The organism is Paraburkholderia ginsengiterrae, from assembly GCF_001645125.1.
In the GTDB taxonomy this organism is placed as follows: Bacteria; Pseudomonadota; Gammaproteobacteria; order Burkholderiales; family Burkholderiaceae; genus Paraburkholderia; species Paraburkholderia ginsengiterrae.
Genome location: NZ_LXKA01000076.1, coordinates 24,921 through 47,010, shown reverse-complemented (window position 1 = coordinate 47,010; position 22,090 = coordinate 24,921). Strand labels below are relative to the sequence as shown.

Sequence of the window (22,090 nt, the reverse complement as noted above, 5' to 3'; positions counted from 1 at the left end):
TGGCGTCGTGTCGTTCGACGCTTGCCGCCCGCAGTGCCGCATCGCCCGCATACGGATGGCGGGGATGCACCGGCAGCTGATTGCAGCGCTCCACGACGCGGCGCACCTCAGCGATGCCGGAGAAATCGAGGCCGGTTTGGATGCCTTGCGCGTCCAGGTTCATCGCCAGCGTGACGAGATCGACGTTGCCGGTGCGCTCGCCGTTGCCGAACAGACACCCTTCAACGCGATCCGCGCCCGCAAGCATTGCCAGTTCTGCGGCGGCCACGGCCGTACCGCGATCGTTATGCGGATGCACCGACAACACGATGCTGTCGCGAAAGCCGAGATTGCGATCCATCCATTCGATCTGGTCGGCGAACACATTCGGCGTCGCCGCCTCCACGCTCGCCGGCAGGTTGATGATCATCTTGTGCTCGCGCGTGGGCCGCCACGTCTGCGCCACGGCGTCGCACACTTCGCGTGAGAACGGCAGCTCGGTGGCGTTGAACGTTTCGGGCGAGTACTGGAACGTCCAGTGGGTGCCAGGCCGCGCCTGCGCGTGCTCCTTGATGAGTCGCGTGCCTTCCACGGCCAGCGCCTTGATCCCGGCCTTCGACTGGTTGAAGACGATCCGGCGAAACGACGGGCAGATCGCGTTGTACAGGTGCACGATGGCGCGCGGCGCGCCTTCGAGCGCCTCGAACGTGCGCGCGATCAACTCGGCACGGGACGGCACGAACACCTCGATGGTGACGTCATCGGGAATGCGCTGTTCTTCGATCAGCTTGCGGACAAAATCGAAATCCGCCTGCGACGCCGACGGAAAGCCGACCTCGATTTCCTTGAAGCCGACCGAGACGAGCATCTCGAAGAATTCAAGCTTTTGCGCGGCGTCCATCGGCTCGATCAGGGCCTGATTGCCGTCGCGCAGATCGGTGCTCATCCAGACCGGCGCCTGGTTGATCGTGCGGCTCGGCCACTTGCGGCCGGTCAGGCGCACAGCAGGGAAGGGGCGATATTTGTCTGCGGGGTTGCGCAACATAATAAGGTGCCTCGTTCGTCGTTTCGCCCGCTTGGTAAACGGACGAATGCAGACGCTTACAGGTTGTGAGGAACTACGCTTAGGAGGTGATGCGGGAACAGCGGAACTGCCTGGAGGACCACGCTTTGAGCAACTGAGGTTGCCTGCGCGCGGCGCTACGCCTGACTTACGCTAGACGTAGCGATAGGGGCCGCGCTAGGCGGCCGGAGGTAACTCGGAGGGTGTTCGGAAGGGAACGCATGGGTCTAATGTAAGACGGCATGCTGCAGCGTGTCAACCCGCGGTTATCAAGCCGCCGTTCTCGCGACGTCGACGATCAACGCGACCTGCCGCTCGATCGCGCTCGGCACCGGCGCTTCGCCGCGCAGCACGGCAGCGATCCAGGCGGCCGTGGTCGGCGCGTCCTTCGCTTCGGGCAAGTCGACTTCCGGCGCATCGGGCGACGAGCGTTCGTGCGGCACGAGCGTTTCGCAGATGCCCTCGTGCAACCAGTCGATCTGCACCTGACGCCGCGTGTCGGCCACCGCTTCTCCTTCGGTGCCGCGCGCCAGCAGGGCACCGCCGGCGGCCGCGTCCGGATGTGTATTGAACAGTTGCGTGAGGCTGTCGCGATACGGCGGGTGGGTGTAGTTCACGAGACGCAATCCCAAGGGCGCAAACGGCTGCAGGATCTTCACGAGGGTGTGCGTCGAATTGCGCACGCCCATGCGCTGGCGCAGCGCGAGAAGGCGCGCGAGCTTCGGCGCGAGGACGTTGATCGGCGCGAACGCCACTCGCTGTTCGGCAAGGCCATCTTCGATATCCGCATGCGAGCGTGCGTGCGCAAGCTGCAGATGCGTAAAGATTTCCGCGCTCGTCACGCGGCCCGGATCTTCGGTCACACCATGCACCAGCACCGGCACGCCCTCGCGCGCCAGCAGCAGGGCCAGCAGCGGCACCAGGTTGGGCTGTTTGCGCGCGCCGTTGTAGCTTGGTATCGACACGGGCCGGAACGTGCTGTGCGGCACATGAACCGGCTCGAACGAGGCATGGGCGCCGGCCAGCATCGCGGCGAGTTCGTCGGCGGTTTCGCCCTTCACGCGGTAAGCGAGGAGCACCGCGCCCAATTCGAGCTCCGCCACGCGGCCGTCGAGCATGGCGGTGTAGAGCGTGCGTGTGTCGTCGGCCGTCAGCGCGCGCGCGCCATTCGGGCCGCGGCCGATTTCCTTGATGAAACGGGCGCAGGGGAAGGGATTGGCGATGTCGGCGTTGGTCATGGGGCGCAATGGGGCGGGGTGGCGTGCCGCTATGAAGCGGCCGGCCATGCTATTCAAAGGACGCGATTCAGTGTGAGTATCGCATCTATGGTGATCCGGTGAGACCTCGCGCTCGCGGCGCCGGCCTCGGCGCGCCATGCCGGTGTGCCGTACGCGGCGCTTTGCCGCGCGTTACACTCAACGTTTTATCGCCGCTTGCGGCACTAATCAAAGAACGGAGAACGGGATGAGTTACGTATTCGCACCCGCACCGGTGGTCGCGGTGCCGGTCGTGGGGTCCGGCGAGAAGTTCGCGGTGCGCCGCATCTACTGTGTGGGCCGCAACTACGAGGCGCACGCGCGCGAGATGGGGCACGACCCTGACCGCGAGCCGCCGTTCTTCTTCGCCAAGCCGGCCGACGCCGTGCTGTATGTCGCGCCCGGCGAGACCGGCGAATTCCCCTATCCGGCGCTGTCGAACAACGTCCACTTCGAGATGGAAATGGTGGCGGCGATCGGCAAGGGCGGTAAGAATATTCCCGTCGCGAGCGCGCTCGACCACGTCTACGGCTACGCGCTCGGTCTCGACATGACGCGCCGCGATTTGCAGGCCGAAGCGAAGAAGCTGGGCCGTCCGTGGGATACCGCCAAGGGCTTCGATCACTCGGCGCCGCTCGGCCCGATTCATCCGGCGGCCACGGTGGGGCATGTCGGCAAGGGCGCGATCTGGCTGTCGGTAAACGGCGAGGACAAGCAGCGCTCGGATGTGTCGCAACTGATCTGGTCAGTGGCGGAGACGATTGCTTACCTGTCGACCTTGTTCGAGCTGCAACCGGGCGATCTGATTTTCACCGGCACGCCGGAAGGCGTCGGCGCCGTGGTGAAGGGCGATCTGATGAAGGGCGGCGTGGACGGACTCGATGAGCTCAGCGTGCGCGTCGTCTGAGCGCCGGTTGGGGGAGACAGACAACATGAAGCTCTACAGTTATTTCCGTAGCTCGGCGTCCTATCGTGTGCGTATCGCGCTGAATCTGAAGAACCTGCCGTACGACTACGTCCCGGTGCACCTCGTGCGCGACGGCGGCGAGCAGCTGAAGCCGGAATACCGCAAGGTGAATCTGGACGGCATTGTGCCGACCTTCGTCGATGGTCATGACGTGATGCCGCAGTCGCTCGCGATCATCGAATATCTGGAAGAGACGCATCCCGAGCCGCCGCTATTGCCCGCGACGCCGGTTGATCGCGCGCATGTGCGGTCATTGGCGTTGCAGGTGGCGTGCGAGATCCACCCGCTGAACAACCTGCGCGTGCTGAAGTATCTGAAGCACACTTTGTGTGTCGACGACGACGCGAAGGATGCTTGGTACCGGCATTGGGTGGAAGCGGGTTTCGCGACGCTCGAGCAGCATCTGGCCGGCGATTCGCGCACCGGCAAGCTGTGTTACCACGACACGCCGACGCTCGCCGATGCGTGTCTGATTCCTCAGGTGTTCAACGCGCAGCGCTTCAAGGTCGACACGGCGAGGTTTCCGACCATTCAGCGTATCTACGATCACGCGATGCAGCTCGACGCGTTCGCCCGCGCGGCGCCTGGCGCGCAGCCCGACGCTGAATGATTGAATGAGCGGGCAGTTGTCGTGACGTCATAAAAAAAGGGCACTCCGTGGGGTGCCCTTTTTACTGGTGCAACGGCGCACGCCGCCGCGTTCAACCACCCAGCAGTGCGTCCGAAAATTCTTCCGCGCTGAACGGCTGCAAGTCTTCGACCTTCTCGCCGACGCCGATGAAGTACACCGGGATCGGACGCTGCCGCGCGATCGCCGCGTGAATGCCGCCCTTCGCCGTGCCGTCGAGCTTGGTGACGATCAGGCCGGTGAGGCCGAGCGCGTCGTCGAATGCCTTCACCTGCGAGAGTGCGTTCTGGCCGGTGTTGGCGTCGATTACCAGCAGCACCTCGTGCGGTGCGCCGTCGTGGGCCTTGCCGATCACGCGCTTGACCTTGCGCAGTTCTTCCATGAGATGCAGCTGGGTCGGCAAACGGCCGGCCGTGTCAGCCATCATCACGTCGATCTTGCGGGCACGCGCGGCGCCGACCGCGTCGAAGATCACCGCCGCCGGATCGCCGCTTTCCTGCGACACCACCGTCACGTTGTTGCGCTGGCCCCAGATGGCCAGTTGCTCGCGCGCGGCGGCGCGGAACGTGTCGCCCGCGGCCAGCAGCACGGATTGATCGAAACTTTGCAGATGCTTGGCGAGCTTGCCGATGCTGGTGGTTTTGCCCGCGCCGTTGACGCCGGCGATCATCATCACGAGCGGCTGTGCGCGGCCGAGCATGAGCGACTTTTCCAGCGGCTTGAGCAGATCAATGAGCAGCGTGCGCAGCGCCGTTTTAACCTGTTGCGGCTCGCTGAGGCGTTCGGCGCGCACTTTTTCGCGCAGCGCTTCGAGCAGGAATTCGGTGGCGTCGACCCCCGCGTCAGACATAAGCAGCGCGGTCTCGAGTTCTTCGTACAGGTCCTCGTCGATCTTCGTGCCGACGAAAATACCGGTCAGGCTCGAACTCGTCTTGGAAAGACCGGTTTTCAGGCGCGTCAGCCACGAGCGCTTCGCGCCCGCGTCCGGCAATGGCGGCGGGACGATCTCGACGGTTTCGAGCGCGGTGTATTCCGGCTCGGGGTCGGTGGCGAACTGCGCAGCAGGAAGCGGCGCCTCGACGCTGGCCGGCGTGGCCGCCGGGCGCGACGCAGGCGGCGTGGCAGGCTCTGCGGGCGGCTGTGCGGCGCGCTCGGGTGTTGAGCCTTCCGGCGCTGACTGCGACGCTTCCGGCGCGTTTTCGGACTCTTTCGAACCCTTGAATCGTTTGAAAAAGCTGAACATGATCTGGCGTGGTGAGAGCGCGCGCTGAGGCGCGCAGCCGGCACAGGGCCGGCGGGAGCGGCAGGCAGCGTTGCGATGCGGGATGCAAGGCGCTGGCAGCCGCACATTTTATCAGGCGCGCCGCCGCCCGTCGTATTGGCCGATCGACCAGGCTGGACGCAGGGCGTTGCTGTGGTAACGTTGGCGCTCCGATCCGCCGCTCGACGTGGCGGGCGCCTTCATCACGTAATCGAAACTGCATGCCCCGTTCCGCACCATCCCGCGCCCACGGCGCTTCGTCCAAGGGCGGCAAGCCGCACGCCATCCGCATCATTGGCGGCGACTGGAAGCGCACGCCCTTGCCCGTGCTCGACCTCGACGGCCTGCGCCCCACGCCTGACCGCGTGCGTGAGACGCTTTTCAACTGGCTCGGCCAGCGTCTGGATGGCCTGCGCTGTCTCGATCTGTTCGCCGGCAGCGGTGCGCTGGGCTTCGAGGCGGCCTCGCGCGGCGCGGCGCGGGTGGTGATGGTGGAGCGCAACGCGCGAGCCGCCGGCCAGCTGCGCGCGAATCAGGAACGGCTGTCGGCGCGCACGATCGAAATCGCTGAAGCAGACGGTTTGCGCCTCGCCGCAAGTCTCGCGCCCGGATCGTTCGACGTGGTGTTTCTCGATCCGCCGTTCGACGGCGATCTGCTCGGCAAGGCGCTCACGCTGACCGTGCCGCTCGTGAGTGCCGACGGTTTTCTGTATGTGGAAGCCGGTGAGGCGCTCGAGCTCGATTGCAACGAGACGCTTGCCGGGTGGGAAATCGTGCGGCAAGGTAAAGCGGGCGCTGTCCACTTTCATTTGCTGCAACGCGAAAATAAGGAATAATGCGCGTTCCAAAACGCAAGCGCCGGGCGGTTTGCCGTCACGCGCGCGGCCGGTGCCAAATGCGTCGCGTGGACGCTTTGACGTGCCCTTTTGTCTGAAGAGAGGAGAAGTCTCATGGTAGTCGCCGTGTACCCGGGCACGTTCGATCCGCTGACGCGCGGTCACGAAGACCTCGTTCGGCGCGCGTCGAGCATTTTCGACACGCTGGTGGTGGGCGTTGCCGACAGTCGCAACAAGAAGCCGTTTTTCACGCTCGAGGAGCGTCTCGACATCGCTCACGAAGTGCTAGGGCACTATCCGAACGTTCAGGTCATGAGCTTCAAGGGGCTGCTCAAGGACTTCGTGCGAACCAATAACGCCCGGGTGATCGTACGTGGCCTGCGCGCCGTGTCCGACTTCGAATATGAGTTCCAGATGGCCGGCATGAACCGCTATCTGCTGCCGGACGTCGAAACCATGTTCATGACACCGTCCGATCAGTACCAGTTCATCTCGGGCACCATCGTGCGCGAAATCGCGCAACTCGGCGGCGACGTCAGCAAATTTGTATTCCCGTCGGTCGAGAAATGGCTGGTGGAAAAGGTTGCATCAATGGACGCAAGCAACGGTGCTTCGGCGGCCCAGCCGTAACCGGCGTAAACTGTAGGATTGACGGATCAAAGCTGGCCGCGGCCGGCGTGAAGTGAGAGAAGTATGGCCTTGATGATTACCGACGAGTGCATCAATTGCGACGTATGCGAGCCCGAGTGCCCGAACGACGCAATTTCGATGGGCCCGGAAATCTACGTCATCGACCCCAAGAAATGTACCGAGTGCGTCGGTCATTTCGACGAACCGCAGTGTATTCAGGTGTGCCCGGTCGAATGCATTCCGCGCGATCCGGAGCACCTGGAGACGCCGGAAGGGTTGATGGCGAAGTACCACGCGCTGCAGGCGGCGAAGGGCGCGTGAGATACGGTGTGTGGATGGAAAAACGGCGAGGCCTTGGCCTCGCCGTTTTCTTTGTGCGGCAAACTTTTTGCGTGGCACGCGGTGTCAGCCGACGTACCCGCTGAAGATATCGCGCAACGCCTCCAGCAGCATGTCGCATTCGGCGTCGGTGCCGACGGAGATGCGCAGATGCTGGTCGATTCGCGGCGCCTTGAAGTGCCGCACGAAAATCTCCTTTTCCCTTAGCCGCGACACGAGCGTGGCGGCATCGTAGCCTTCGTGGCGCGCGAACAGCAGATTCGCGGTCGACGGCACCACCTCGAAACCGAGCGCCGTGAGCCCCGCGGCCAGCCGCTCGCGGCTCGCCACCACCTTGGCGCATGTGTCGCGAAACCATGCATCGTCTTCGTACGCGGCCGTGGCGGCAACTTGCGCGAGGCGGTCGAGCGGATAGGAGTTGAAGCTGTCCTTTACGCGATTCAACGCGTCGATCAGATCCGGGTGGCCGAACGCGAAACCGACGCGCATGCCCGCCAGCGAGCGCGACTTCGATACCGTCTGAACCACCAGCAGATTGGGATACCGTTCGATCAGGCTAATCGCCGATTCCGCGCCGAAATCCACGTAGGCCTCGTCGATCACGACCACGGATCCGGTATTGGCTGCCACCAGGCGCTCGATGTCGGCGAGCGGCAGCGGTCGGCCGGTCGGTGCGTTCGGGTTCGGGAACAGGATCGCGCCGTTCGGTGACGTGTAGTCATCGACGTTGATGGCGAAGCTGTCGTCGAGCGGAATGGTCCGGTAGTCGATTTCGAAGAGCCGCGCGTAGGTCGGATAGAAGCTGTACGTGATATCCGGAAACAGCAAGGGCTTGTCGTGCTTGAGCAAGGCCTGGAACGTAAGTGCGAGCACTTCGTCCGAGCCGTTGCCCGCGAAGATCTGCTCGGCGCGAATTCCGTGGTAAGCGGCGACCGTTTCGCGCAGTTTCCGCGCGGTCGGATCGGGATAGCGCCGCAACGATTCGGCCATGTCGCCCAGTTCCCGCTGGATCGCCTCGAGCACGCGCGGCGACGGCGGATAGGGATTCTCGTTGGTATTCAGCTTCACCGGATGTGCTAGCGCGGGCTGCTCGCCCGGCACATACGGCGTCAGACGATGAACGATGTCACTCCAATAGCGGCTCAAGCGATTCTCCAGTCCCATGCAGGATAGTTACTGTCGTTGGCGATACGGGGCGATACTGACTCGCGCGGACCGCCTACTGATTGCGATGCAACTGCATCATCGCGCGTTCAAGCTCGCCCTTGGTGATCTGCGGCATGACCGCGAGCGCCCGTTCGATCGACGCATCGATCACGTCCTGCTCTTCCCGCCGCGGCGGTTTCAGCACGTAGTTGGCGACATCCGGCTTGGCGCCGGCGCGCGCGCTTTCAGGAATCAGGTCGCGCGGATGACCGATCCCAATCCGCAGCCGCCAATACTGCTGCGACGACAGATGCGCGGTGATGTCCTTGAGACCGTTGTGACCACCGCTGCCGCCGCCGAGTTTCAACTTGACACTGCCTGGCGGCATATCGAGTTCATCGTGCGCGACGAGGATTTCGTCGGGAAGAATCTTGAAGAACTGCGCGACCGCGACGACCGATTGACCCGAGCGGTTCATATAGGTCTGCGGCTCCAGCAGATGCACTTCCTCACCATGAAGACGCGCCTTCGCGTAGAAACCATGGAAACGCCGCTCATCGCGCAGCGTCGTACCTGCTTCGCGTGCCAGTTGATCGACCAGCCAGAAGCCGGCGTTGTGACGCGTCGCAGTGTATTCGGCGCCCGGATTGCCGAGCCCGACGATCAGCTTGATCATGATTGCGTAGGTCCATCTGGCCCGCCATCCGAACACGGCCGAGCCGAAAAAAACCGAAAAAAAACCCGCCGGGGCGAACCTCGGCGGGTCACGTCGACCGTTTCATTGAAACGGATCGAGAGGATTACTTGTTTTGCGCCTGAGTCGCTATTAAGCAGCCGGCGTTTCGCCTTCAGCAGCAGCTTCGCCTTCAGCGATTGCACCAGCCGGGATCGTTGCCGATGCGACGACCGGGTTTTCTGCTTCGACGTGAGCAACCAGCGAGACACCTGCCGGCAGCGCGATGTCCTTCGCGTGAACCGATTGACCCGCTTCGATCTTCGCCAGGTCGACTTCGATGAATTCCGGCAGTGCCGCAGGCAGGCACTCGATTTCCAGTTCATTGACGACGTGCGAGATGATCGCGCTCGACAGCTTGACTGCCGGGTTCGATTCCTGGTTCATGAAGTGCAGCGGCACCTTGGTGTGCAGCTTCTTCTTCGCGTCGACACGTTGGAAGTCCACGTGCAGCACGAGCTGACGGAACGGGTGGTATTGCACGTCGCGCAGCAGAACCTGTTGCGACTTGCCGCCCACTTCCAGGTCGAGAATCGACGAGTGGAAAACTTCTTTCTTCAGCGCGTGCCACAGCGCGTTGTGGTCCAGTTCGACCAATTGCGTGTCTGCACCAGCGCCATATACGATGCCCGGGGTCTTGCCCGAGTTACGCAGGCGGCGGCTCGCACCCGTACCTTGCAAGGAACGCTCGAAAGCGACTACTTTCATATTGAATCTCCAATGCACTGCCCGCGACCAGGCAGTAAAAACGGGGCCTCCAAGCCATTCTGGCTGAGGCCCCAGAGCTGCGGCACGAACCTTCGTTCGTTCATGCCGATTGTGCAAAAGCGCGGCGCATCAATGCGATGCGCCGCGCCTTCGCAAATACTTAACTTTCAGCAAACAGCGACATCACCGAATCGCCGCGGCGAATCCGCGAGAACGTTTCGGCGAGCAGACCGGCGCTGGACAGCGAACGGATCTTGGCGCACGAGCGCGCTTCGTTGCCGAGCGGGATCGTGTCCGTGACAACGAGTTCGTCGAGCGCGGACGCTGCGATACGCTCGCCTGCGCCACCCGACAGAACCGGGTGGGTAGCGTAAGCGAACACCTGCTTCGCACCGCGTTCCTTCAAAACCTGAGCTGCCTTGCAGAGCGTGCCGGCGGTGTCGACCATGTCGTCCATGATCACGCAGGTACGGCCTTCGACTTCACCGATGATGTTCATCACTTCGGCAACGTTCGCCTTCGGGCGGCGTTTGTCGATGATCGCGAGATCGCAATTCAGCTGTTTGGCCAATGCACGGGCACGCACCACGCCACCGACGTCTGGCGAAACGACCAGCAGGTTCTCGTAGTTCTGCTTGCGCAGATCGCCGAGCAGCACGGGCGTTGCGTAGATGTTGTCGACCGGGATGTCGAAAAAGCCTTGAATCTGGTCAGCGTGCAGATCCATCGTAATGATCCGCTCGACGCCGGCGATTTCCAGCATGTTCGCGACGATCTTCGCCGAGATGGCGACGCGCGCGGAACGCGGGCGGCGATCTTGACGCGCATAACCGAAGTAGGGGATGGCTGCGGTGATCCGGCCGGCCGATGCGCGCTTGAGCGCGTCGACCATGATCATCAGTTCCATCAGATTGTCGTTCGCCGGCGCGCACGTGGACTGCAGGACGAAGACATCCTTGCCGCGCACGTTTTCCTGAATCTCGACTTGGATTTCACCGTCCGAGAAACGGCTAACCATGGCTTTGCCGAGGGGAATACCGAGAATTTTGACGACTTCCTGTGCAAGCGCGGGATTTGCGTTGCCAGTAAAAACCATCAGGCCGTCATGGCTGCTCATCGTGCACCTACTTCAGGCTGGGGGCGAGGGGAAATGCGAGATTTTTTGGCAGGGGAGAAAGGATTCGAACCTTTGCATGCCGGAATCAAAATCCGGTGCCTTAACCAGCTTGGCGACTCCCCTACACTAACTCTGAGCTCCGCCGAACGTGGAGTTTCGTTCGACGATGCAAAACTTATGACGCGAAAGTAAAGAGTGGATGCTGATCGAGACTTGCGGCCACTGCACTGTTCCATTCGGCTGGCAGTTTGGCTTGCACCGCTTCTGCTTCAGCTTTACTACGGAACGCTGCAAAAACACTTGCACCTGATCCAGACATCCGCGCTGGCGCGACGTTTTCAAACCATCGCAGCACTTGCGCTACTTCCGCGTACTTCCCTACGACAACCTGCTGCATGTCATTCCGGCCGAAGCTTTCTGGCCATTCAGTGTTGCAGCTAAGTTCTGCAGGAAAGTCCGTAATTGTGAGGGGTTTTGAATCTCTTGTCAACGCTTTTTCAGAAAAAATCGCTGCAGTCGGAACATGAACCCTCGGCGTCACTACTAGGAAATGGCGCGGCGGCAATTGTACAACGTCTAAAGCCTCTCCGACACCCTCAGCGAACGCATTTTTTCCAAAAACAAAAAATGGCACGTCGGCCCCGAGTTTCAATGCCAGCGCCTGCAATTCGAGCCGGGGCAGATTGAGCTTCCACAGCCGGTTTAACGCGAGGAGCGTTGTGGCCGCGTCGGAACTGCCGCCGCCAAGGCCCGCGCCCATCGGCAGACGCTTGTCGATGCCGATATCCACGCCTTCACTCGAGCCCGTGTGTGTTTTGAGGAGCGTTGCAGCGCGCACGGTAAGGTCGTGCTCCGCCGGAACGTCGGCGATCTCAGTGCTGCGCGTGATGAGTCCGTCGTCGCGTCGAGTGAAGTGCAGCGTGTCGCCCCAGTCGAGCAACTGGAACACCGTTTGCAGCGTGTGATAACCATCCGGCCGGCGGCCGGTGATGTGCAGGAAGAGGTTGAGTTTCGCTGGCGCGAGGCAATCGCGCAGCGAATCGGTCGTTTCGATCATGAGTCGAGGCAACATGCGCCAGATGGCGCGGAAGAAGCGGCAAGGCCGCGCAATGAAGCGCGGGTTACTGATCCAGCACGAGTTTGATGTCGAGCGGCGGCTCCGAGCGGCTCAGATTGACGCGCTTGACGCCGGTGGCGGGTGCCTCCGCATAGGCCAGGTAGTCGATCGTCCAGCCGTCTTGCGTGATCTGCTTCAATCGCGACGGTTGCTGCGGATCGTTCACTGTCTTTGCGCGCGAGGTGGGCGCCGGCGAGGGTTGCAACCAGTAACGCAGCCCTTCGACCGGCAACGTGAAGCCGAGCGCGTTCTGCATCAGCGTGGACACGTTATCCGCGGTGAGCGGCTGCCGGTTCGGCAGTTCGAGCGTTGCCGTTGCGGGCGACGACGTGACCACCGCCAGCGTCTGGCCGAGCGGATTGCGCAGTTGCAGGGTCACGGTGTCGCCGGTCTCCTGCCACGTGAAGTTGCCGTAAGCGTTGCGCTGCTGGCCGTTCTGATCGTTGTACTGAATCGAGAAACGACCTTGGTAAGCACGGCTTGTCTGGGCGGTGACGGCAGTCGCGGCATTCGACGTGGACGGCCCCTGCGGTTTCACCGACGCACAACCCGCCAATGCTACAACCGCTGCCGCCGCGAGTCCGAGCGTCGCGCTACGCGGCGCCCGGGGAAAGGAAATCAGACGGGAAAGACGCATCAAAGATCGTTCACCTGAAGACGTTGGAGCGTTTTGACGAGCGTGTCGTTGTCCGGTTCGAGCTTGCGGGCATCGCGGAAGGCTGCGCGTGCCTGATCCTGCGCGCCGCTCTTCCACAACACCTCGCCGAGATGCGCGCCGATTTCGGCATTCGGCTGGATGTCGTAGGCCTTGCGCAGCAGCTTGATTGCCGTCGACGTGTCGCCCATGCGGTATTTGACCCAGCCGACACTGTCCATGATGAACGCGTCGTTCGGCGCCAGCGCGGAGGCCTTCTCGACCAGCTTGTCCGCTTCGGCAAGCCTCTGATTGCGATCGGCCAGCGAATAGCCGAGCGCGTTATAGGCCTGCGGATTGTCTGGCTGCGTCTGGATCAGCTTGCGCAACTGCGCTTCCATGATGTCGTAATGGCCGGTCTTCTCGGCGGCCATTGCGTAGTCGTACGTCAGATCGGGATCGTCGGGGAAGTTCGCCGTGGCGTCCTGCAGACGGCTCTCCGCTTCCGGGTAGCGCTTCGCGTCGAACAGGATAGCCGCGTCGGTACGGGCGATCAGCGCCTGGTCGCGCGGGTCGGGTGCCTGCAGGCCGGCGAGCAGCGTGCGGGCGTTGTCCGTCTTGCCTTGTTTGGCGAGCAATTGCGCGCGCGTGACCTGCGATGGCACGTATTGCTGGCTCGACGGCGAAATCTTGTTCAGCCAGTCGCTCGCGGCCGCTTCGTTCTTCTGTTCGAGCGACAGTTGCGCAAGGTAGATATACGCCTGGCCTGGATCGGCGCCCGGCGTTTTTTCAGCTTGCTGGGCGTACTGGACCAGGTACGTTTGCGCGTCGTTGAAATTCTTCTGCTGGATCTTGATCAGCGCGAGCGCCATGAGCGGCGTCAGGTCGTTCGCGTTGTTCTTGTGCATGATCTCGAACTGCTTCTGCGCGTCGTCAAGACGGTCGCTCGCGAGGTACATTTGCGCGAGTGCGAGACGCGCGTCATGCGATTTCGGATTTTGCTGCACATACTTCTCGAGCGAGGCGATGCCTTCCTTGCGCTCTTCGGGGCCCATTTGCGACAGCATCAGTGCTGCCGGCAGATAGTCGGGCTTGAGCGTGAGCGCCTGTTCGAGCGACTTGCGCGCGCCCGGCGCGTCGTCTGATAGCAACTGTTGACGAGCGATTGCCAACTGCGCTTCCGGCCGGTTCATGTCGTTCTTGAGCATGTCCTGCAGCACATGCAGGCCGCCGATCCGGTTCGGACCGCGCGAAAGCAGCAGTTGCAGCGCCAGAATCGCGCCGCCGCGGCTGTCCGCGGGTGCCTTCGCGAGTTCGCTGGTCAGGATCGGCTCTGCGTCTTCAGGCTTGCCGGACAGCACGAGCAGCGACGCGTCGAGTTGCGCGGCGCGTTCCGAACTCGGCGCATACTGCTGCCACAGTTGCGCGGCGGCCAACGCGTCCGACGGGCTTTGCGCCGCTAGCGCGATTTCGGTGGCGCGCTGCGCCATGCGCGGGTCGTGCGTGTCGCGTGCCAGAGCGAGGTAGGTTTGGTAGGCCGGCGCCGGCTGGTCGCGTTGCAGTGCGACTTCGGCGGCGAGCACCTGGAAAACGATCTGGCTCGACAGCGGCACGTTAGGCAGTGCCTTCTGGTCCTCCGCCGAGGCCGGGCCGAGCGGGTCCGGCAGGGTGACCGAGGTGTCATCCGAATCCGGCGATGGGTCCTGCGCGTGCGCGGGCACGGCGGCCAGTGCCCAGACGGCGAGCGCGGCTGCGCCGAGCATCCGGCGAGCGGACACGGCGTGCGGTACGCGGGATGCGCTAGCCGGGCGCTTCAAAAACAGCTTCACGAAGGACAAGTTCATGGAAATCCGTTCAATGTTTCGGACGATTGTAACGCGCTCGCTACAATACGCGCACAACCACTAACGCAAGTTGCAGACCAGTCAGACATGCCAGAGTTGCCAGAAGTTGAGGTTACCCGAAGGGGAATCGAACCGTATGTGTCCGGCCGCAAGGTTGAGCGCGTCGACGTGCGCACGCCCGCATTGCGCTGGCCGATTCCGGCTGACCTTGCGAAAACCTTGCGCGGACATGTGGTGCGCAAGGTCGAGCGGCGCGGCAAGTACCTGCTGTTCGAGATCGACGCGGGATGGTTCATTGTGCACCTTGGCATGACCGGGACGCTGCGCGTGCTGCGTCATGTGCCGCATCCGCCGGCGGCGGCGAAGCACGATCACATCGACTGGATCTTCGACGATTTCATTTTGCGCTATCGCGATCCGCGGCGCTTCGGCGCTGTGCTGTGGCATCCGCGCACAGCCGGCGACGTGCTCGGCCATCCGCTCCTCGCGGACCTCGGCGTCGAGCCGTTTTCGCCGGCATTCTCCGGCGCGCTGATGCACCGGCTCACGCGCGGGCGCAAGGTGTCGGTCAAACAGGTGCTGCTGGCGGGCGAAATCGTGGTGGGCGTGGGCAATATCTACGCGTCGGAGAGCCTGTTTCGCGCCGGCATTCGGCCTACCACCGCGGCGGGCCGCGTTTCGCTCGCGCGCTACGAACTGCTGGCGGACGCCGTGCGCGTGACTCTGGCCGCGGCGATCGAAAAGGGCGGCAGCACGCTGCGGGATTTCGTCGGCAGCAATGGCGAGAGCGGTTATTTCCAGCTCGACTATTTCGTCTATGATCGCGCGGGACTGCCGTGCCGCGTATGTGGAACGCCGGTCAAACAGATCGTGCAGGGCCAGCGTTCCACCTACTTCTGTCCCACCTGCCAGCGCTAAATCGTCAATGCCTTCTCGTTTAACTCCGCGCACAACTTTGTCCGCCGCGCCTGAAGCGCCTGCTTTCCCGGTCATGTCTGATTTTTCCACACGCCTGATCGCATGGCAGCGCCAGCATGGCCGTCATGATTTGCTGTGGCAGAACACGCGCGACCCGTATCGCATCTGGCTGTCGGAAATCATGCTGCAGCAGACGCAGGTATCGACCGTGATTCCGTACTACGCGAAATTTCTGGCGCGCTTCCCGACTGTCGCCGCGCTCGCCGCCGCGCCGTCGGACGACGTGATGGCGTTGTGGGCCGGGCTCGGTTACTACACGCGTGCGCGCAATCTGCATCGCTGCGCCCAGGTCGTGGTCGAGCAGCATGGCGGCGCGTTTCCGGCATCGGTCGAGGCGCTTGCGGAATTGCCGGGCATTGGCCGTTCGACGGCTGCGGCCATTGCGTCTTTCGCTTTCGGCGCGCGCGCGACGATTCTCGACGGCAACGTGAAGCGCGTGCTGGCACGCGTATTCGGCGTCGAAGGATTTCCGGGAGAAAAAAAGGTTGAAAACGCGATGTGGACGCTGGCGGAGTCGCTGCTGCCGTCGAACGCATCGGACGCCGATGTCAGCGCATACACGCAAGGGCTGATGGACCTCGGCGCAACGCTGTGCGTGCGCGGCAAACCGGATTGTCTGCGTTGCCCATTCGCCGCCGACTGCGTTGCCAACGTGACGGGACGTCAGCGCCTGCTGCCCACGGCGCGTCCGAAGAAGGCCGTGCCGACGCGCCGCACGTGGATGCTGGTGCTGCGCGATGGCAACGCGGTGATGCTGGAGAAGCGCCCGCCGTCGGGCATCTGGGGCGGCTTGTGGAGCCTGCCGGAAGCCGCGGACGAAGCCGCGCTCGCCGAGCGCCTGCGTGCCTTCGGTGGTGCCGGCGTGGTCTCGCCGCTTGCGCCACTGACCCACGTCTTCACGCATTTCAAGCTGGATATCGAACCGCGCCTCGCGGAACTGGACCGTGCCGCAGGCGCATTTGCCGCACTGGGCGATGCCGGCACCGCGTGGGTCCCGCTAAGCGATCTCGATTCGTTCGGCGTGCCCGCGCCGGTGCGCAAACTGCTGGATAGTTTGCAAGGCACGCTGATCTGATTAGTTCGAGAGGCGCGCGGTCGCCGTCAAAGCAGTTGGTGCTGCTGCATGTAGTGATGGACCACATCGATCCGCCCGCCGGCGTCGAGCATTTCCATCAGTTTCTGGCGGGCGCGCAGCGCAATGGGCAGCACTTCGGCCAGACGGTTCGACACCCATGAGGGATCTTCGAGCCTGAACGGCTCCGCGAACGGCAAGCTGTCCGAGTCACGCTCCCGGATCGTCGCGATGATCCGTTCGAGCACCTCAGCGCAGGCGCCGAATTTGGCCAACTGCTCATTGCCTTCGAGCGGCATGTCGTCGCCGAGCGGTTCCGCCATGCCGACCAGCAAGCCGCTCGGCTCCACGCGATGCGACAGCAGGCGAAAACGCCGCGTGCCGCGCGCGCGGATCAGCAACATGCCGAAAGCTTCAACATCGCATTCCGCGATCTCGGCGAGACAGCCAACTGCTTCGGGCACCGAAGGCTCCTGCTCGCGCGCCACTTCGGCTCCGCTTTTCAGCAGACACACGCCGAACGGCGCATTTTCACGCAAGCAATCACGCGCCATGTCGAGATAGCGCGCTTCGAAAATCTTCAACGGCAGCAGTCCGTCGGGAAACAGCACTGTATGCAGCGGAAACAGCGGTACATCGGCAAGCACAGTAGTAGAAGACATGGCGCAACGCTTCGAGTTGAGGCCGCGCGATGCGGCCGGTTAAGCCACTAGCTTCGATGACGCGCCGGCTTCCACCGGCGCATCGCGGTGCCGCACAATGACATTCGCCGACGATGCGAGACGCGCGGCGAGCGTCTCCGCAATGAACACCGAACGGTGTTGGCCACCCGTGCAACCGATCGCGACGGTCAGATAACTGCGGTTGTCATCGCGGAAATGCGGGAGCCATTTGGCGAGAAATTTCTCGATGTCTTCGATCATTTCATGCACGACCGGCAGTGCATCGAGAAAATCTACCACCGGTTGGTCGAGGCCCGTGAGCGGCCGCAACTCATGATCGTAGTACGGGTTCGGCAAGGTGCGGACGTCGAACACGTAATCCGCGTCGAGTGGCACGCCACGCTTGAAGCCGAACGACTCGAACATCAGCACGAGGCCCGCCGCCTCCTGCTCGATGAAGCGTTTGACCCACGCGCGCAGCACGTTTGCGCGCAGGTTGCTGGTGTCGATCTGATGGCCGAATTCGGCAAGCCCCGCCACGAGTTCGCGCTCGCGTTCGATCGCCTCCCCGAGCGAGGTGAGCAGGCCAACGTCCGCGTCGAGGGCGGTGGACCCGGACAGCGGATGGCGGCGGCGTGTTTCGGAGAAGCGTTGAATCAGCGACTGCGTGCTCGCGTTCAGGAACAGCACGCGCACGTCGTGAGAGCGCGACAGGTCGCGGATCATGGCGGGCATTTCATCGAGCGAGGCGCTCGAGCGCGCATCGATCGCGACCGCGAGGCGGTCGTGCCCGTCCTCGGCGAGATAGGAGGCCAGTTGCGGCAGAAAACGCGGCGGCAGGTTGTCGACGCAGTAATAGCCTGCATCTTCAAGCGCGTTCAGGGCAACTGATTTGCCGGAGCCGGATATACCGGTGATCAGGATTATGCGCATGGAGTCGTCAAAACCGTACATTTCATCATAGCATCTGAGTCCCCTTGCGCGCGCCGCGGCCTGCCGTCGGCCGCGGGCGAGGCAGGATGCGGCGGACTCAGATCAGTTTGCCGGGAAACTGGCTGTCGGGGTCTTGCATCGCGAGACGCTGGCGATCCATGAAGTCGCGCAGCGTATCAATACCGCGCAATTGCAGGATCGTGTTGCGCACGGCCGCTTCGACCAGCACCGCGAGGTTTCGGCCGGCCGCCACCTGAATCGTGACTTTGCTGATCGGCAGTCCGAGCACGTCGACGGTCTGGCTCTCCAGCGGCAGCCGCTGGAACTCGCCGTCAGGACGGCGTACGAGTTGCACGATCAGCTTGAGCTTCATTTTCCGGCGCACCGCGGTTTCACCGAAGATCGTCTTGATGTCGAGCAGGCCGAGGCCACGCACTTCGAGCAGATTCTGCAGCAACGGCGGGCAGCGCCCTTCGACAAAGTCCGGGCCGAGGCGCACGAAGTCCACCGCGTCGTCCGCCACGAGGCCGTGGCCGCGGCTGATCAGTTCCAGCCCGAGTTCGCTTTTGCCCAGACCCGAGTCGCCGGTGAGCAGCACGCCCATGCCGAGGATGTCGAGAAACACACCATGCAGCGTGGCGCGCGGCGCGAGAATGCGCGACATGTAGAGGCGCAGGCTGTCGATCACCGCGGCGGCGGACATGGGCGTGGTGAACAGCGGGGTGGACGAGCGGGTGCAGCGCAGAACGAGTTCCGGCGGGGCGGCGACGCCGCCTGCCACCACCAGGAAAGGTGGCTCCAACGCGATCAGTTCGGCCATGTGGCGCGAGCGGTCTTCGTCGGTTTGACGCTTGTAGTAGTCGATTTCGGCTTCGCCGAGCACCTGAATCCGATTTGGGTGGATCAGGTTCAAGTGGCCGACGAGGTCAGCGCTCGACGTGGCATTGGCGACCGATTCCGAAGAAAAGCCGCGTTCCCAGCCTTCATGCCCCGTCAGCCAGCTCAGCTTCAGCATGGCGGCGTTATCGTCGAAAATGCTCTGGGCGTTGATGCTGGACGTATCCATGAGTCAGTGACTCCAGTGTGGGCCGCTTGCCTGGCGAAGCGACGGCTGCGCTAGCGCGGATCGCGTATTTTGCCAGACGGTACCCGCGTGCCGGCAGGCGCCGGACAGGCGGATAAACGGCGTGCGGATAACCGCCGATGCATCAAGGTTGCCACTGAGTGAGCAGGCGATGCAACGATTCGCGGTCTTCATCCGTGTGCAGGCGCTCGCGAGCTTCGCGATCGGACAGCAATTGGGCGATTTCCGAAAGGATTTCGAGGTGCTGCTGGGTGGCCTGTTCGGGCACGAGCAGGAAGATCAGCAGCGAGACCGGCTGGCCGTCGGGTGATTCGAAGGGGATGGGCTCGGCAAGGCGGACGAACGCGGCGAGCGGCTGTTTCAAGCCTTTGATCCGGCCATGCGGAATCGCGACGCCTTCACCAAGGCCCGTTGATCCGAGGCGCTCGCGCGCAAACAGATTGTCGGTGACCGTGCTGCGGGCGATGCCGTTCTGGTTCTCGAAAATCAGGCCCGCTTGCTCGAACACGCGTTTCTTGCTGGTGACCGATAGTCCGACGACGACGTTCTCGAGGGGAAGATATTTGGCTAAACGATTCATGTTGGCAGGCGGAAACGTGGCCTGGGTTCTCCTCGCAGGGGCGTTTGAGTGGTGATCCATTCGTTTGATGCTCACGGCGATGTGTTTTGGTGTCCGAATGCGCAGGACTCCGGCCGACGATTTCCGTTCGAGCTAGCTTGACCCCGATGGTAACCGGAACATTATAGAACACGGTAGCTGTGGATGGTGCGGCGCGCCATCAATGCGCGATGGGTTGTTTTTTAGCGTCGTTTTGCGCCGTGCTGCCGCGTGAAAGCGGCGTCTGAAAACAAAAACCGCCCGGTTCCGGGCGGCTTGGCTGCTACGGGGGATCAAGCGGAAATGAAGAAAACCTTCTAATTTCCGTTATTGCGGCGGCACGTCGAGTAGCGGCGCCGGTTGATACTTGATCGCCTCGTGCGCATGGCCTTGCAGACGATCCTTGTGGCGTATCACTTGCCGGTCGAGCTTGTCGATCATCAGATCGATCGCAGCGTAAAGATCGCTGTCACAGCTCTCGACAAAGATATTCTTGCTCTTGAGATGCAGGTTGATTTCAACCTTTTGACGCTTTTCCTTTTCCTTGTGGTTGTCGACCGAGAGGACCACACTGCCGTCGATGACCTGATCGAAATGTCTTAGCACCCTATCCAATTTGGAGATCACGTATTCGCGCAACGCTGGCGTAACTTCGAGGTGGTGTCCACTGATCTGCAGATTCATAGTGCTTCTCCAAGCTAATGGCCGCTTGGTCCGCACGATGACAGAGGTCCGGTCGATCTGTCGGCTTGCCTGAGTCGCCCCCCGGTGACTGACTTCTGGCAGGTCGCATCGGCCAGCCTGTCCGCCAACTGCGGAGCGGCCGGTAAATGCCCGCCACGGAAGGCGACGGGCTACAGAGACTTGCGCAGGTTGACTGCCGGGATCTTGAGTGCTTCGCGATACTTCGCAACGGTACGCCGCGCGACCACGAAGCCCTGTTCCGCCAGCAATTCGGCTATGCGACTGTCTGAAAGAGGAGATTTCGGGTTTTCCGCTCCTATCAGTTGCTTGATGAGCGCGCGAATGGCCGTTGAGGACGCCGCGCCGCCCGTGTCAGTCGATACGTGTGATCCGAAGAAGTACTTAAATTCAAGCGTCCCGAATGGGGTCAGCATGTATTTACCGGTTGTCACACGCGAGACAGTTGACTCGTGTAGGCCCAGCGTATCAGCAATTTCTCGCAAAACCAAGGGGCGCATGGCAATTTCGCCGTGCACGAAAAAGCTCTTTTGACGCTCGACAATAGCCTGCGCGACCCGGAGGATTGTTTCGAACCGCTGCTGGATGTTTTTGATCAGCCAGCGTGCTTCCTGCAGTTGCTGGCGCAACGAACCGCTACCCGGGTCACCCCGGTTATTGCGCAGAATATTGGCGTACAGGTGGTTGATGCGCAGCTTCGGCACCACTTCCGGGTTCAGCTCCGCCTGCCAGCCCTGCGCCGTCTTGCGCACCATGATGTCCGGCACGACGTAGTCCGCTTCCGCTTTGCCGTAAGCAGCGCCGGGGAAGGGTTCGAGCGAGCGGATCAGCACATGCGCGTCGCGCAGATCGTCGTCGTTGGCCTTCAGATGCTTGCGCAGCCGCGTGAAATCGCGTGCCGCGAGTAGTTCCAGATGATGGGCGACAATCTCGAGCGCCAGCGTGCGCGTGGGCGACGAGTCGAGCCTCACCAATTGCAGCTTGAGACATTCCGATGCGGACCGGGCGCCGACCCCGGCCGGGTCGAAGCTGTGCAGCAACGCGAGCGCCGCGTTCATTTCGTCGAGGTCGACCTCGAGTTCTTCGGGTAAGTCGGCCAGCACTTCTTCCAGGGTGGCCGCCAGGTAGCCGTCGTCGTCGAGCGATTCGATCAGGAAGGTGATCAGCGCCCGGTCGCGTTGTCCCGCCTGGGTCACGCGCAATTGCGCCATCAGGTGGTCGCGCAGCGAGGTGCTCGATTCGTGGATTTGCAGTGGCGGCAGATCGTCGTCGTCCGAAGCATTGCCGCTACGGCCGTAGTCGTCCAGATTCCATTGCGACGCGTCGCTGTTGCCGTCGCCCGAGAGGCCGTTGTACTCGTCCACCCCCTGCGGCTCGCCGTTCTCGGCGCGCTCGCTGCTGCTCGACGACGAGGCCGAATTGCCGCCCATCTGGTCGGGCGGAGGGGCGGAATTGGGCGTCTGGGCGATCACGGAGCCGTCAGCCGCCACGCGCAGCGGGCTCGCGATCCAGTCGTCCTCGGTTTCGAGGAGCGGATTCTGCGAGATCGCCGTTGCGACTTCCTGCTGCAGTTCGAGCGTAGACAGCTGAAGCAGCCGGATGGACTGCTGCAGTTGCGGTGTCAGCGCAAGATGCTGCGATAGGCGGAGTTGGAGGCTGGCTTTCATGGCAATTTGAATTTCATTGTAGAGAGTTTGCCACGACCGCGATACCTTGCGACATGCGCAATTACGCGTGCGCCGCTTTTCGTCGGCGCTGGACGCGATACGGACCAGGCTAGACAACCGGATGTGCGTTGCGCGC

At 62.7% G+C, this 22,090-nt stretch carries 22 protein-coding genes, 1 tRNA gene and 1 pseudogene; 7 read left to right on the top strand and 17 right to left on the bottom strand.

Annotation, left to right across the window (positions count from 1 at the left end; all coding sequences use genetic code 11):
* Position 1 precedes the first annotated feature (1 nt).
* A pseudogene (locus tag A6V37_RS05505) lies at positions 2-1,024 on the bottom strand (2-isopropylmalate synthase); the annotation flags it as partial.
* Between the two features lie 287 nt (positions 1,025-1,311).
* Positions 1,312-2,280: a DNA-binding protein YbiB gene (gene ybiB / locus A6V37_RS05500; RefSeq protein WP_064266599.1), complete on the bottom strand. Its 969-nt coding sequence runs from the start codon at positions 2,278-2,280 to the stop codon at positions 1,312-1,314.
* A 226-nt stretch (positions 2,281-2,506) separates the two neighbouring features.
* Between ybiB and A6V37_RS05495 the strand changes: the two genes are divergently transcribed.
* Positions 2,507-3,205 carry a fumarylacetoacetate hydrolase family protein gene (locus A6V37_RS05495; RefSeq protein WP_064266597.1) on the top strand — a complete coding sequence of 233 codons (699 nt, stop codon included), beginning with the start codon at positions 2,507-2,509 and terminating at the stop codon, positions 3,203-3,205.
* 25 nt (positions 3,206-3,230) lie between these two features.
* Positions 3,231-3,875 (top strand): maleylacetoacetate isomerase, encoded by a 645-nt coding sequence (gene maiA / locus A6V37_RS05490; RefSeq protein ID WP_064266595.1) that lies wholly within the window; start codon positions 3,231-3,233, stop codon positions 3,873-3,875.
* A gap of 91 nt (positions 3,876-3,966) precedes the next feature.
* Here the strand turns inward: maiA and ftsY are convergent, their stop codons facing one another.
* Positions 3,967-5,136 (bottom strand): signal recognition particle-docking protein FtsY, encoded by a 1,170-nt coding sequence (gene ftsY / locus A6V37_RS05485; protein WP_064285837.1) that lies wholly within the window; start codon positions 5,134-5,136, stop codon positions 3,967-3,969.
* A gap of 239 nt (positions 5,137-5,375) precedes the next feature.
* Between ftsY and rsmD the strand changes: the two genes are divergently transcribed.
* The 3 genes from rsmD (at position 5,376) to A6V37_RS05470 (ending at position 6,941) form a co-directional block, all read left to right on the top strand.
* Positions 5,376-5,990: a 16S rRNA (guanine(966)-N(2))-methyltransferase RsmD gene (rsmD, locus tag A6V37_RS05480; protein ID WP_064266591.1), complete on the top strand. Its 615-nt coding sequence runs from the start codon at positions 5,376-5,378 to the stop codon at positions 5,988-5,990.
* A gap of 114 nt (positions 5,991-6,104) precedes the next feature.
* Positions 6,105-6,620, top strand: coding sequence for a pantetheine-phosphate adenylyltransferase (gene coaD / locus A6V37_RS05475; protein WP_064266589.1), 516 nt, complete (start codon positions 6,105-6,107; stop codon positions 6,618-6,620).
* A 63-nt stretch (positions 6,621-6,683) separates the two neighbouring features.
* Positions 6,684-6,941: a YfhL family 4Fe-4S dicluster ferredoxin gene (locus A6V37_RS05470; RefSeq protein WP_064266587.1), complete on the top strand. Its 258-nt coding sequence runs from the start codon at positions 6,684-6,686 to the stop codon at positions 6,939-6,941.
* A gap of 84 nt (positions 6,942-7,025) precedes the next feature.
* Here A6V37_RS05470 and hisC read toward each other — a convergent pair whose 3' ends face one another.
* The 8 genes from hisC to A6V37_RS05430 all read right to left on the bottom strand — a co-directional run bounded on the left by hisC (position 7,026) and on the right by A6V37_RS05430 (position 14,258).
* Entirely contained in the window at positions 7,026-8,105 is a 1,080-nt protein-coding gene (hisC, locus tag A6V37_RS05465; RefSeq protein WP_064266583.1) for a histidinol-phosphate transaminase, read from the bottom strand.
* A 73-nt stretch (positions 8,106-8,178) separates the two neighbouring features.
* A complete protein-coding gene (gene pth / locus A6V37_RS05460; RefSeq protein ID WP_064266582.1) occupies positions 8,179-8,781 on the bottom strand; it encodes an aminoacyl-tRNA hydrolase in 603 nt (200 codons plus the stop codon).
* Positions 8,782-8,931: 150 nt separating this feature from the next.
* On the bottom strand, positions 8,932-9,546 hold the full coding sequence (locus A6V37_RS05455; RefSeq protein WP_064266580.1) for a 50S ribosomal protein L25/general stress protein Ctc: 615 nt from the start codon (positions 9,544-9,546) through the stop codon (positions 8,932-8,934).
* A 160-nt stretch (positions 9,547-9,706) separates the two neighbouring features.
* Complete coding sequence (locus A6V37_RS05450) at positions 9,707-10,663, bottom strand: ribose-phosphate pyrophosphokinase (RefSeq protein WP_064266578.1); 957 nt, start codon at positions 10,661-10,663, stop codon at positions 9,707-9,709.
* Positions 10,664-10,709: 46 nt separating this feature from the next.
* Positions 10,710-10,786 (bottom strand) — tRNA-Gln (locus tag A6V37_RS05445).
* Between the two features lie 52 nt (positions 10,787-10,838).
* The gene (gene ispE / locus A6V37_RS05440; protein WP_064266576.1) at positions 10,839-11,720 is read right to left on the bottom strand and encodes a 4-(cytidine 5'-diphospho)-2-C-methyl-D-erythritol kinase; all 882 of its coding nucleotides are present in this window, start codon (positions 11,718-11,720) and stop codon (positions 10,839-10,841) included.
* Positions 11,721-11,784: 64 nt separating this feature from the next.
* On the bottom strand, positions 11,785-12,417 hold the full coding sequence (lolB, locus tag A6V37_RS05435) for a lipoprotein insertase outer membrane protein LolB (protein ID WP_064266574.1): 633 nt from the start codon (positions 12,415-12,417) through the stop codon (positions 11,785-11,787).
* The gene (locus A6V37_RS05430; protein WP_064285836.1) at positions 12,417-14,258 is read right to left on the bottom strand and encodes a tetratricopeptide repeat protein; all 1,842 of its coding nucleotides are present in this window, start codon (positions 14,256-14,258) and stop codon (positions 12,417-12,419) included. The genes lolB and A6V37_RS05430 overlap by 1 nt, the downstream gene beginning before the upstream one ends.
* Positions 14,259-14,345: 87 nt before the next feature.
* Here A6V37_RS05430 and mutM point away from each other — a divergent pair, with 87 nt between their 5' ends.
* Both mutM and mutY read left to right on the top strand, forming a co-directional pair.
* A complete protein-coding gene (gene mutM, locus A6V37_RS05425) occupies positions 14,346-15,176 on the top strand; it encodes a bifunctional DNA-formamidopyrimidine glycosylase/DNA-(apurinic or apyrimidinic site) lyase (protein ID WP_064266570.1) in 831 nt (276 codons plus the stop codon).
* 7 nt (positions 15,177-15,183) lie between these two features.
* Positions 15,184-16,311, top strand: a complete 1,128-nt coding sequence (mutY, locus tag A6V37_RS05420; RefSeq protein WP_207547594.1) for an A/G-specific adenine glycosylase — start codon at positions 15,184-15,186, stop codon at positions 16,309-16,311.
* A gap of 26 nt (positions 16,312-16,337) precedes the next feature.
* Here the strand turns inward: mutY and A6V37_RS05415 are convergent, their stop codons facing one another.
* From A6V37_RS05415 to A6V37_RS05390, 6 genes are all read right to left on the bottom strand, one after another.
* Positions 16,338-16,970: an LON peptidase substrate-binding domain-containing protein gene (locus tag A6V37_RS05415; protein ID WP_064285835.1), complete on the bottom strand. Its 633-nt coding sequence runs from the start codon at positions 16,968-16,970 to the stop codon at positions 16,338-16,340.
* A 39-nt stretch (positions 16,971-17,009) separates the two neighbouring features.
* On the bottom strand, positions 17,010-17,903 hold the full coding sequence (gene rapZ, locus A6V37_RS05410) for an RNase adapter RapZ (RefSeq protein ID WP_064267166.1): 894 nt from the start codon (positions 17,901-17,903) through the stop codon (positions 17,010-17,012).
* A gap of 97 nt (positions 17,904-18,000) precedes the next feature.
* Positions 18,001-18,969: an HPr(Ser) kinase/phosphatase gene (gene hprK / locus A6V37_RS05405; protein ID WP_064266564.1), complete on the bottom strand. Its 969-nt coding sequence runs from the start codon at positions 18,967-18,969 to the stop codon at positions 18,001-18,003.
* 142 nt (positions 18,970-19,111) lie between these two features.
* Positions 19,112-19,627 carry a PTS sugar transporter subunit IIA gene (locus A6V37_RS05400; protein ID WP_075643419.1) on the bottom strand — a complete coding sequence of 172 codons (516 nt, stop codon included), beginning with the start codon at positions 19,625-19,627 and terminating at the stop codon, positions 19,112-19,114.
* 285 nt (positions 19,628-19,912) lie between these two features.
* The gene (gene hpf, locus A6V37_RS05395; protein WP_064266560.1) at positions 19,913-20,269 is read right to left on the bottom strand and encodes a ribosome hibernation-promoting factor, HPF/YfiA family; all 357 of its coding nucleotides are present in this window, start codon (positions 20,267-20,269) and stop codon (positions 19,913-19,915) included.
* 170 nt (positions 20,270-20,439) lie between these two features.
* The gene (locus A6V37_RS05390) at positions 20,440-21,954 is read right to left on the bottom strand and encodes an RNA polymerase factor sigma-54 (protein WP_064266558.1); all 1,515 of its coding nucleotides are present in this window, start codon (positions 21,952-21,954) and stop codon (positions 20,440-20,442) included.
* Positions 21,955-22,090: the final 136 nt, after the last annotated feature.

Bases quoted from the DNA above. Each gene is read 5' to 3' on its own strand.
- ybiB (WP_064266599.1), bottom strand. From the start codon at position 2,280: ATGACCAACGCCGACATCGCCAATCCCTTCCCCTGCGCCCGTTTCATC.
- A6V37_RS05495 (WP_064266597.1), top strand. From the start codon at position 2,507: ATGAGTTACGTATTCGCACCCGCACCGGTGGTCGCGGTGCCGGTCGTG.
- maiA (WP_064266595.1), top strand. From the start codon at position 3,231: ATGAAGCTCTACAGTTATTTCCGTAGCTCGGCGTCCTATCGTGTGCGT.
- ftsY (WP_064285837.1), bottom strand. From the start codon at position 5,136: ATGTTCAGCTTTTTCAAACGATTCAAGGGTTCGAAAGAGTCCGAAAAC.
- rsmD (WP_064266591.1), top strand. From the start codon at position 5,376: ATGCCCCGTTCCGCACCATCCCGCGCCCACGGCGCTTCGTCCAAGGGC.
- coaD (WP_064266589.1), top strand. From the start codon at position 6,105: ATGGTAGTCGCCGTGTACCCGGGCACGTTCGATCCGCTGACGCGCGGT.
- A6V37_RS05470 (WP_064266587.1), top strand. From the start codon at position 6,684: ATGGCCTTGATGATTACCGACGAGTGCATCAATTGCGACGTATGCGAG.
- pth (WP_064266582.1), bottom strand. From the start codon at position 8,781: ATGATCAAGCTGATCGTCGGGCTCGGCAATCCGGGCGCCGAATACACT.
- A6V37_RS05455 (WP_064266580.1), bottom strand. From the start codon at position 9,546: ATGAAAGTAGTCGCTTTCGAGCGTTCCTTGCAAGGTACGGGTGCGAGC.
- A6V37_RS05450 (WP_064266578.1), bottom strand. From the start codon at position 10,663: ATGAGCAGCCATGACGGCCTGATGGTTTTTACTGGCAACGCAAATCCC.
- ispE (WP_064266576.1), bottom strand. From the start codon at position 11,720: ATGATCGAAACGACCGATTCGCTGCGCGATTGCCTCGCGCCAGCGAAA.
- lolB (WP_064266574.1), bottom strand. From the start codon at position 12,417: ATGCGTCTTTCCCGTCTGATTTCCTTTCCCCGGGCGCCGCGTAGCGCG.
- A6V37_RS05430 (WP_064285836.1), bottom strand. From the start codon at position 14,258: ATGAACTTGTCCTTCGTGAAGCTGTTTTTGAAGCGCCCGGCTAGCGCA.
- mutM (WP_064266570.1), top strand. From the start codon at position 14,346: ATGCCAGAGTTGCCAGAAGTTGAGGTTACCCGAAGGGGAATCGAACCG.
- mutY (WP_207547594.1), top strand. From the start codon at position 15,184: ATGCCTTCTCGTTTAACTCCGCGCACAACTTTGTCCGCCGCGCCTGAA.
- A6V37_RS05415 (WP_064285835.1), bottom strand. From the start codon at position 16,970: ATGTCTTCTACTACTGTGCTTGCCGATGTACCGCTGTTTCCGCTGCAT.
- rapZ (WP_064267166.1), bottom strand. From the start codon at position 17,903: ATGCGCATAATCCTGATCACCGGTATATCCGGCTCCGGCAAATCAGTT.
- hprK (WP_064266564.1), bottom strand. From the start codon at position 18,969: ATGGATACGTCCAGCATCAACGCCCAGAGCATTTTCGACGATAACGCC.
- A6V37_RS05400 (WP_075643419.1), bottom strand. From the start codon at position 19,627: ATGGATCACCACTCAAACGCCCCTGCGAGGAGAACCCAGGCCACGTTT.
- hpf (WP_064266560.1), bottom strand. From the start codon at position 20,269: ATGAATCTGCAGATCAGTGGACACCACCTCGAAGTTACGCCAGCGTTG.
- A6V37_RS05390 (WP_064266558.1), bottom strand. From the start codon at position 21,954: ATGAAAGCCAGCCTCCAACTCCGCCTATCGCAGCATCTTGCGCTGACA.